The organism is Henriciella sp. (genome assembly GCF_049649345.1).
Classification (GTDB): domain Bacteria; phylum Pseudomonadota; class Alphaproteobacteria; order Caulobacterales; family Hyphomonadaceae; genus Henriciella.
Window position 1 is genome coordinate 1 of the sequence record NZ_JBARZC010000474.1, and the last position, 9,775, is coordinate 9,775.

Sequence of the window (9,775 nt, forward strand, 5' to 3'; positions counted from 1 at the left end):
CTATGAGACATCGCTCGATGCGAAGGGCCGGGTATCGGTGCCTGCGCCCTTCCGTGCGGCTCTTTCGGGCGGCAACCGCATATTTGTGTGGCCGGCGATCGATGGCTCCGGCTGTCTCGAGGGCGGCGGCGACGAGCTGATGGCGCTTTATCGCCAAACGCTTGCCCGCATGGCGCCGAACGATCCGAACCGGCGAGCTTTCATGCACACCATCTTCACCCGCTCCGCTGACCTCAAAATGGACGATACGGGCCGTATCTCCATTCCGTCCGGCCTGCTCGAAGCGGCCGGCATCGAGAAGAAGCTGATATTCGCTGGCGCGTTCGACCGGTTCCACATCTGGGAACCGTCCCGCTTTGCCGAGTTCGATGCGCAGATGGCAGCCACGGCGCAGGACAATCAGGATGCACTGGCAGAACCGTTCCAGCAGGCAATGGCGGCCGGTGGTCTTCCCGGACTGGGCAATGGAGGGCAGGACTGATGGGGCATGTCCCGGTTCTCCTTGATGAGGTCGTCACGGCGATGGCGCCGCGGGATGGTGATGTCCTGGTCGACGCCACGTTCGGGGGAGGCGGTTATGCGCGCGCATTGCTTGCGGCCGCTGACTGCCGCGTAATCGGCATTGACCGCGACGAGGATGCGATCGCGCGGGCCGAGGCTTTCGTTTCTGAACAGCCGCGCCTGATACCGCTGCAAGGGCGGTTCGGCGAAATGGACCGTCTTTTGCGCGGCGCAGGCTTCGAGCATGTCGATGCGATCACACTCGACCTCGGCGTTTCTTCCTTCCAGCTCGACCAGGCCGAGCGTGGCTTTTCCTTCATGCGGGACGGGCCGCTCGACATGCGGATGGGGCGCTCGGGTCCGTCTGCCGCAGATGTGGTCAATCAGCTCGATGAGCGCGACCTTGCGACCATCATCTTCCGGCTTGGCGAGGAAAAGCAGTCCCGCCGCATCGCGCGTGCGATTACAGGGCGGCGTCTTAAGGCTCCTTTCACCTCAACCCTCGATCTTGCAGGCCTGATCGAGCAGACGCTCGGAGGGCGGCGTGGGTCACGCACACACCCTGCCACCCGGTCGTTCCAGGCGATCAGAATGTTCGTGAATGACGAGCTCGGTGAGCTCGCCAGGGCGCTTGTGGCCTCAGAAGAGCTTCTGCGTGAAGGCGGCCGGCTTGTCATTGTGACCTTCCATTCGCTGGAGGACAGGATGGTAAAACTCTTCATGCGTGAACGCGCAGGCCTTCAAGGCGGCGGGTCTCGCCATTTGCCGCAGCAGGAAGCCGGGCCGCAGCCGAGCTTCGAAATGCCCTCGAAGAAGGCTATTGAGCCGTCGCCGGCAGAGCTGAAGACCAATCCGAGATCGCGCTCATCCAGGCTGCGAGTCGCAATCCGTACCGATGCGCCCGCAATGGCGCTGCCCGTCTCGACGGGCGTTGACCTGCCAGACCTCGGACAAGTCGAGGTGGCCTCATGAGCTGGCGCGCCCTTTTCATCGGGGTGGCCATTATCGGCCTGCTGATCTTCAGCCTCTACCGTGCCAAATACGGCGCGATGGAAAGTGCTGAGGAGATTGCCGAGGTTCAGGAGCAGATCGACGCGGAAATCCGCGAGCGGAAAATCCTGCTCGGCGAACTCAGCCATCTTTCGCGTCAGGAATGGATCGAGGAATATGCCCGCAGCGAGCTGGGAATGGTGCCGGCACGTGCTGAGCAATTTGCCCGCCCGGAAGATCTCGACCAGCTGATCGGTCCGCCTGCCAATCTCGATGAAGTCGGCGAGCCCCGCCAGGACAGGGAAGGCGCCCAGGATGGATGAAGTGCGGTTCTCCGGCCCCGCGACGGGATCGTCCATGCGGGCAAAGCTTGTCTCGCTCGGCATGTGTCTCGGTTTCGCCGTGGTCGCAGGAAAAGCGGGCATGGTCGCGATGACGGCGCCTGCGAATGACGGCGGCACTCTGCGCGCGTTTGAGGAGCCAATCCGCCGTGCGGACATTGTCGATCGCAATGGCGAGCTGCTGGCTACATCTGTTTCTGTCTATTCGCTTTTTGCCGATCCGCGCGCCATCTGGGACCCGGCCGAGGTCGCGACAGGCATCGCAGCTGTTTTCCCGGATATCGATGTCGATTCGCTGACGGCGAGCCTGTCTGACCGCGACCGGGCATTCGTCTGGGTGCGCCGGGGCCTGACGCCAAGGCAGCGCCAGGCTGTCTATGATCTCGGGCTCGAAGGTCTCGACTTTCGCGAAGAGAGCCGTCGGGCCTATCCGCGCGGCACGCTGGCAGGGCACATTCTCGGCTATGCCGGCACGGACGGCCAGGGGCTGGCCGGGGTCGAATATGCGATGGATTCAGATCTCCTCTCGCGGTCCGAGCCTCTAAAGCTGACGATCGATTCCAATGTCCAGTTTGCGCTTGAAGCCGAGCTCGCAGCGGCAGCGGGTGAATACGAAGCCGAAGGCGGCGCCGGTGTTGTCCTTAATGCGCGCAATGGCGAAGTCATGGCGCTCGCGAGCTGGCCGCCGATCGATCCGAACCGCGTTCTCGATCTCGACATCAAAGACCCCTCGCGTCTGAACCGAGCCTCCAGCGCCGTGTTCGAACTGGGGTCGGTCTTCAAGCCGCTGACGATAGCGGCCGCGCTCGATACGGGTGCCATTCGGCCGAGTGACCGCTTCGATGTTCGCGAGCCGCTGGAAATTTCCGGGCGCATTATCGCCGATGATCACCCGATCTCCGGTCGCGCCACGCCGACCGAAATCGTCTCCGAAAGCTCAAATATAGGCACAGTGAAAGTAGCGATCCAGCTTGGTGCGCGCCGGCAGCAGGAAATGCTGGCCGCACTCGGTCTGTTCGGCAGGTCACCGATCGAGCTTGCAGGCAGCGCTGCGCCGATCCTGCCCCCGAAATTCGACGATATCCATGCCGCGACCACCAGCTACGGGCACGGCATTGCCGTCACGCCTATGGCCTTTGCGAGCGCATTTTCGGTGTTTGCGAATGGCGGCGAAGTAATTGAGCCCACCATTGTGATGGACGGACAACGCCGCCGCACGCGCCGCGTTTTCTCCGCGCCAACCGCTGCTGTCGTTACACACATGCTGCGAGAAGCGGTCATTGTCGGGACCGGTGGGCAGGCCGAAGTGGCAGGCTACCGCGTGGCGGGCAAGACGGGCACAGCCGAAAAGCCGGTTGCCGGCGGGTATTCCGACAAGGAAAATATCGCCTCATTTGCAGCAGTCTTTCCAGCTGACAGCCCTGATTATGTCGTATTGATCGTGCTCGATGACCCCAAAGAAGGAGCAGGCCGCGGGCGAACAGCTGCGTATAATGCAGCACCGACGGCAGGCCGGGTGATCGAACGTGTCGCGCCGATGCTGGGCGTCGAACCGGAATTCGAAGATCTGGGCCGCGGCGAAAGCCCCATGGTCCGCTCCGTCTCTCAGAGAAGGAGTAAACTATGAAATTGAGCGCGCTTTTTCCCGGACATGGCGGCGATGCGGTCACGGACGTCACAGGCCTGACTGCAGATAGCCGGAAGGTAAAGCCGGGCTTTGTGTTCGCTGCGCTGAAGGGCGTTGTGGCAGATGGGCGCGAGTACATTCCGCAGGCGCTGGCGAACGGCGCTGTCGCGGTGATCGGCCATGAGCTTCCCGATGTTTCGCCGGCGGTGGCGATCGAGGTAAATGAGCCGCGCCTTGCGCTCGCAACGGCATCGGCTGCTTTTTATGCGCACCAGCCCGAGACCATCGTCGCCGTCACCGGGACGAACGGGAAAAGCTCGACCGTCGATTTCCTGCGGCAGATCTGGGAAACGTCGGGCATGACTGCCGCGTCTATGGGGACACTCGGCGCAATCGGCCCGCAGGGTCATATCGACCTTGGCCATACAACGCCGGATCCTGTCGCGATCCATGAGACGCTAGCCACGCTCGCCGATCAGGGCGTGACCCATTGTGCAATGGAGGCTTCTTCGCATGGCCTCGTCCAGTACCGCCTCGATGCTGTAAAACTTGCCGCCTGCGCCTTCACGAATTTGACCCAGGACCATCTCGACTACCACACGGACATGGATGATTACCGGGCCGCCAAGATGCGCCTGTTTACGGAGCTGATGCCGTCTGGGGCACCGGCCGTGGTGAATGCGGACAGCCCGGAGCGCGGGGCATTCGAGGCTGGGGCAAAATCCGCGGGTCTCAGGACGGTATCCGTGGGCTGGCGCGGCGAGGACCTCAAGATCGAGGAATTGATGCCGCGGGCGACCGGTCAGAAACTCTTCCTCAAATGGCGCAGCGAGCCCTTTGAAGTCGAGCTGCCGCTGATCGGTGAGTTTCAGGCGCTCAATGCCTTGACGGCCGCTGGCCTTGCTCTGGCGCTCGGTGCGCCGCTTGAAGGCGTTCGCGCGGGCATGTCCGAGCTCAGGCCCGTGAAGGGCCGCCTCGAATTCGTCGGCGAAACGTCTGACGGCGCAGGTGTTTTTGTCGACTATGCCCATACGCCAGACGGTCTCGACGTCCTGATCCGGGCCGCGCGGCCGCACACAGCAGGCAAGCTGGTCGTCATCTTCGGCTGCGGCGGTGACCGCGACCGCAAGAAGCGCCCGCTCATGGGCGCGATCGCCGCCAAGCAAGCCGACGTCGTGATCGTGACAGACGACAATCCACGCTCCGAAGACCCGGCAAGCATTCGCAAGGCCGTCCTGGAGGCGGTGCCCAACGGGATCGAGATGGCCGACCGCGGCGAAGCGATCCGCAAGGCTGTGGCCGACCTGAAGGCTGGTGACACCCTGCTCATCGCCGGCAAGGGCCACGAGACCGGACAGATCATCGGATCGACCGTCATTCCATTCTCCGATCAGGACACGGCAATAGCCGCCTTGGAGGGGGTCCAAGCATGACGCGCCCGATCTGGACCTCTGCTGAAATCGCCGAAGCCACAGGCGGGCGGCTGACTGGCGACTTTGAAGCCAACGGCGTTTCGATCGACACCCGCTCGCTCGAAAAGGGCGACCTGTTCGTGGCCCTGAAAGACGTGCGGGATGGCCACGACTTCGTCGCCAATGCGTTTGAGGCGGGCGCAAGCGCTGCTCTGGTCAGCCGCGAGGTCTCAGGCGCCACCGGGCCGCTCATCATCGTGGATGATGTCCTTGATGCGCTTGTTGCACTCGGAGAGTATGCCCGGGACCGCGCCGCCGATGCCGTACGCATCGCCATCACAGGCTCGGTCGGCAAGACGTCCGTCAAGGAAATGATCGCCCGAATTCATCGCGGACAGGGCAAGGCTCACTGGTCCGTCAAGAGTTTCAATAACCATTGGGGTGTGCCGTTAACGCTGGCGCGCATGCCGGCCGATACGGAATACGCGGTCTTCGAGATCGGCATGTCGACGCCGGGCGAAATCGCGCCGCGCTCAAAAATGGTCCAGCCGCATGTCGCTGTCATCACGCGTATCGCTCCGGCGCATCTCGAAGGGCTCGGCTCGATTGAAGGCGTCGCAAAGGAAAAAGCCGACATCGGTGCGGGTCTGATAGAGCCGGATGGGATCGTCGTCCTGCCCAAATCTGATCCGATGTTGCCAGTGCTCGCAGAGCATATTCGTGCGCTGAAACCCGGCGCAGCGATCGCCCTGTTCGGCCGGGCCGATGACGCGGGCCATGCGGGCGGTCTGACAAATCTCGACGGGGCGGCGCAGGTTAGCTCCTATGAGAGCGCCGGTAGCATGAGCCGGATCGCGCTAGAGGTTCTGACCTGCAAGCTGGATGTGGAAATTCACGCTGTTGGAGAACACTGGGCCGACAATGTCGCCTGCGCGCTACTCTCCGCCGGTCTGAACGCGTCGATCGATCTTTACAGTGCAGCACGCGACCTCTCAGGCTACACGCCGCCGCCAGGGCGCGGGACGGCCGAGATCCTGAAGCTGCCACAGGGTGGTGAAGCGCTGCTGGTCGATGATGCGTACAATGCCAATCCGGCCTCTATGCGCGCGGCGCTGAAGAGCTTTGCGTCTCGCAACGGGGCTCGCCGCCTCGTGGCGCTCGGCGAAATGCTGGAAGTTGGTGCCACATCGGAGGCCGAACATCGTTCGCTCGAAGCGCCCGTAATGGACGCTGGGGCATCGGTCGCGTTTCTCGCCGGAGAGGGGATGAAGCCGCTCGCAGATTCGCTTCAGAGGCGAATCGAGACCCATTGGGCGGTCAAGGCCGAAGAGCTGGATTCGGTTGTTAAAAACTCCGTCAGGAACGGCGATCTCCTCTTGATCAAAGGCTCGAATGCGTCCGGGATGGGACGGCTCGCAGACAGGTTGCGCCAGTGGAGCAAGACCGCAGACGAGCAAGTGATGGATCGCGGCCCAGAACGGGCTGCAGGGGGTAGTGATGCTGTATGAGCTGGTGGCAGCTGATGACGGATTTTTCCGTCTGTTCAACTACACGACCTTCCGCACCGGGGGTGCGATTGTTACCGCATTTCTGTTCACCGTTCTAACGGGCGACTGGGTCATTGCGAAGCTGAGTTTGCGCCAGGGCAAGGGCCAGCCAATCCGCGATCTTTCGCTGGAAGCCCAACTCGAAAAGCGCGGCACGCCGACAATGGGCGGCTTCCTGATCTGGATCGGCGTCCTGCTTGGCACGCTGCTCTGGGCCGATCTCGGCAACCCTTATATCTGGACCGTCTTGTTCGTGACGGTCTCATACGCGTTTCTCGGTTTCCTCGATGACTATGCGAAGGTAACCAAGCAGTCCGATGCCGGCGTTTCGGCCAAGGTGCGCCTGCTTGTCGAGTTTCTCATCGCTGCGATGGCGGGCGCGTTCATCATGGGCATCCATGGCGCACACACTCCGCTTGGCCATGCCGAATGGGGGCCTCTGAATGACCTCGCCCAGATGATTGCAGGCCTCGCGCCTGAAACAACCGTCGAGCCAAACGACCAGTCCTTTTCCGGCGGCGTGGCTGTGCCGTTTGTGAATGACTATTTCGTCCCCCTTGGCGGGCTGTTCATTCTCTTTGCAATGATCGTCATCGTCGGCGCGGCCAATGCCGTGAACTTTACCGATGGCCTCGATGGGCTCGCCATCGTGCCGATGATGTTTGCAGGCGCGTCCTACGCCCTCATCGCCTACCTCACGGGCAACTTCATCTTCGCCGACTATCTCGGCATCCAGTTCACACCGGGCGCTGGAGAAATGGGCGTCCTGCTCGGCGCGATGATTGGCGCGGGTATGGGATTCCTCTGGTTCAACGCCTATCCGGCGCGCGTCTTCATGGGCGATACCGGCTCGCTCGGTCTCGGCGGCCTGATTGGGGTCGTCGCCGTTGCGGTCAAGCATGAGTTCGCGCTTGCTGTCATCGGCGGTCTGTTCGTGCTCGAAGCGCTTTCGGTGATGATGCAGGTCACCTGGTTCAAGATCACCAGGCGTGTGACCGGGGAGGGCAAGCGCATCTTCCTCATGGCGCCGCTCCACCACCATTTCCAGAAGAAGAACTGGCCTGAAACCCGGGTCGTCGTCCGCTTCTGGATCCTGTCTGTCCTGTTCGCCCTTGCGGGCCTTGCCACACTGAAGCTGAGGTAGCCCGCGCCCCATGATCCCGATTACCGAATATGCTGGAAAGGATGTCGCCGTTTACGGTCTTGGCCGTACAGGCCTTGCAGCTGCGCGCGCCTTGAAAGCCGGTAAGGCACGGGTTCATGCCTGGGACGATAGCGAGGAAACGCGCGCCAAGGCAGAAGCGGCGGGCATTCCGCTATCCGATCTCAATAAGCGCGACTGGCAGAGCTTTGCCGCGCTGGTGCTGTCACCGGGCATTCCCTACCGCTTCCCGCAACCGCACCGGCTGGTCCGTCTCGCCCAGATGACGAATGTGCCGATTGTCGGTGACATGGAGCTGTTCGCTCGCGCCGTTCAGAAATTGCCTGAGCGGGCGCGTCCGAAAGTGATCGGCATTACGGGCACGAATGGCAAATCGACGACGACGGCGCTGATCGGGCACATCCTGAAAGAATGCGGCATGGATGCGCGGATTGGCGGCAATATCGGCACCGGCGTGCTCGACATGGCGCCGCTTCATGCCAATGCCTATTACGTGCTGGAACTGTCCTCCTATCAGCTCGACCTGGTCAAAAGCCTGCATTGCGACGTCGGCGTGTTCCTGAACATCTCGGCGGACCATCTCGACCGTCATGGAGGGATGAAAGGCTATGTCGACGCCAAGCGCCGCATTTTCCTGAACCAGCAGCCTGGCGACACGGCAGTGATTGCGGTTGACGACACGATCACGCAGACGCTCGCCATGGACCTGGCTGCGCGCGGCGGTGTACGGGTCTCGCAAGTCTCGTCAGAATTCGCGCTTGGCCGGGGTGTCAGCGCCGTGAATGGCAATCTCTTCGACAGCCTCGGCGGCAATGCCGTGAAGGTTGGAGAACTGTCCGATGCGCCCGCACTCCCGGGCCGGCACAATTACCAGAATGCAGCCGCCGCTTATGCCGCCTGCCGGGCGCTCGGCATCGATGCGGCCCGCATCTATGCTGCCATCCGGACGTTCCCCGGCCTTGCCCACCGGATGGAGCAGGTGGGCGAGATTGACGGCATCCGCTTCGTCAACGATTCCAAGGCCACCAATGCACAGGCCGCCGAGCAGGCGCTGAGGGCCTATCCGAAAGTCTACTGGATCGCCGGCGGCGTTCCCAAAGCCGAAGGCATCGGCCCGCTCAGCCCGCTCTTCGACCACGTGGCCAAGGCCTATCTGATCGGTGACGCAGCGGATGCGTTTTCGCGCACGCTCGAGGGCGTTGCCGAGTTTGAGAAATGCGGCACGCTCGACAAGGCTGTCGCCAGCGCTTACCGCGACGCGAAAGCGGCAGGCGATGACAATGCCATAATTCTTCTGTCGCCGGCTTGTGCCAGCTTCGATCAATTCAAGGATTTCGAGGCGCGCGGCGATGCCTTCCGGCATATCGTTGAGGACCTTGGCGGCAATTCGCTGGTGAAAGTGATGAAGGAATCGGCATGAGCGTCCAGTTGGGCGAAGCGCTGATCCTGCCGCGGTCCGACCGCTCGCACATCACAGAGTGGCGCAGGAGTGTCGACTGGCAGATCCTGATTGCCGCGCTGATCCTGCTTGGGCTCGGCCTGATGCTGTCGCTGGCCGCGGGCCCACCGGCCGCCGAGCGCATGGACAAGGTGGATAGCTTCCATTTCGTCAAGCGCCACACTGTGTTCGCCGCGGCGGCCGTCATCACGCTATTTGGCGCCAGCCTTCTGAACCGCGACTGGGTGAGACGCGCAGCGGCGCTCATCTTCTGTGGGTCCTTCGTGATGCTGGCGGCCATCCTGATCATCGGCCACGAAGCCAAGGGGGCCCAGCGCTGGATCGAATTTGGCGGGTTCACGCTGCAACCCTCTGAGTTTGCCAAACCTGCCCTCATCATCATGGCCGGATGGCTGCTGGCACAGCGCCAGCTATTTCCGGGTGGGCCCTGGGCGGTTGTCGCGCTGGTTTTCTATGTGGTCACCCTAGGGCTCCTGCTGCTTCAGCCGGATGTCGGCCAGTCCGCCCTCTTGACGGCAGCCTTCATCGTGACCTTTTTCGTGTCCGGCCTGCCGTGGCGGTGGGCGGCGATGTTCTTTGGCGGCGGCCTGGGACTGAGCACGGCGCTTTATGCGCTGCTGCCGCATGTGCGCTTCCGGGTGAACAGCTTCATCAATCCGTCCTCCTATGACACTTACCAGATCGACAAAGCCTCTCAGGCGATTGGGCGGGGCGGCGTGTTCGGTGCGGGGCCTGG

9 protein-coding genes are annotated in these 9,775 nt (G+C 62.5%); all 9 read left to right on the forward strand.

What is annotated here, in order from left to right:
* Positions 1-481 (forward strand): division/cell wall cluster transcriptional repressor MraZ (locus WA989_RS13075; RefSeq protein ID WP_424340930.1); only part of this gene is annotated, 481 nt, incomplete at its 5' end.
* Positions 481-1,473, forward strand: coding sequence for a 16S rRNA (cytosine(1402)-N(4))-methyltransferase RsmH (rsmH, locus tag WA989_RS13080; protein ID WP_424340931.1), 993 nt, complete (start codon positions 481-483; stop codon positions 1,471-1,473). The genes WA989_RS13075 and rsmH, both read left to right, overlap by 1 nt.
* Positions 1,470-1,814 (forward strand): cell division protein FtsL, encoded by a 345-nt coding sequence (ftsL, locus tag WA989_RS13085; RefSeq protein WP_424340932.1) that lies wholly within the window; start codon positions 1,470-1,472, stop codon positions 1,812-1,814. The genes rsmH and ftsL overlap by 4 nt, the downstream gene beginning before the upstream one ends.
* A complete protein-coding gene (locus tag WA989_RS13090; protein ID WP_424340933.1) occupies positions 1,807-3,459 on the forward strand; it encodes a peptidoglycan D,D-transpeptidase FtsI family protein in 1,653 nt (550 codons plus the stop codon). Before ftsL ends, WA989_RS13090 begins: the two co-directional genes overlap by 8 nt.
* A complete protein-coding gene (locus tag WA989_RS13095; RefSeq protein ID WP_424340934.1) occupies positions 3,456-4,892 on the forward strand; it encodes a UDP-N-acetylmuramoyl-L-alanyl-D-glutamate--2,6-diaminopimelate ligase in 1,437 nt (478 codons plus the stop codon). Before WA989_RS13090 ends, WA989_RS13095 begins: the two co-directional genes overlap by 4 nt.
* Entirely contained in the window at positions 4,889-6,379 is a 1,491-nt protein-coding gene (locus WA989_RS13100) for a UDP-N-acetylmuramoyl-tripeptide--D-alanyl-D-alanine ligase (RefSeq protein WP_424340935.1), read from the forward strand. Before WA989_RS13095 ends, WA989_RS13100 begins: the two co-directional genes overlap by 4 nt.
* A complete protein-coding gene (gene mraY, locus WA989_RS13105) occupies positions 6,369-7,562 on the forward strand; it encodes a phospho-N-acetylmuramoyl-pentapeptide-transferase (RefSeq protein ID WP_424340936.1) in 1,194 nt (397 codons plus the stop codon). The genes WA989_RS13100 and mraY overlap by 11 nt, the downstream gene beginning before the upstream one ends.
* Before the next feature lie 10 nt (positions 7,563-7,572).
* Entirely contained in the window at positions 7,573-9,000 is a 1,428-nt protein-coding gene (gene murD, locus WA989_RS13110) for a UDP-N-acetylmuramoyl-L-alanine--D-glutamate ligase (RefSeq protein WP_424340937.1), read from the forward strand.
* A partial coding sequence (locus tag WA989_RS13115; protein WP_424340938.1) for an FtsW/RodA/SpoVE family cell cycle protein occupies positions 8,997-9,775 on the forward strand: 779 nt, incomplete at its 3' end. The genes murD and WA989_RS13115, both read left to right, overlap by 4 nt.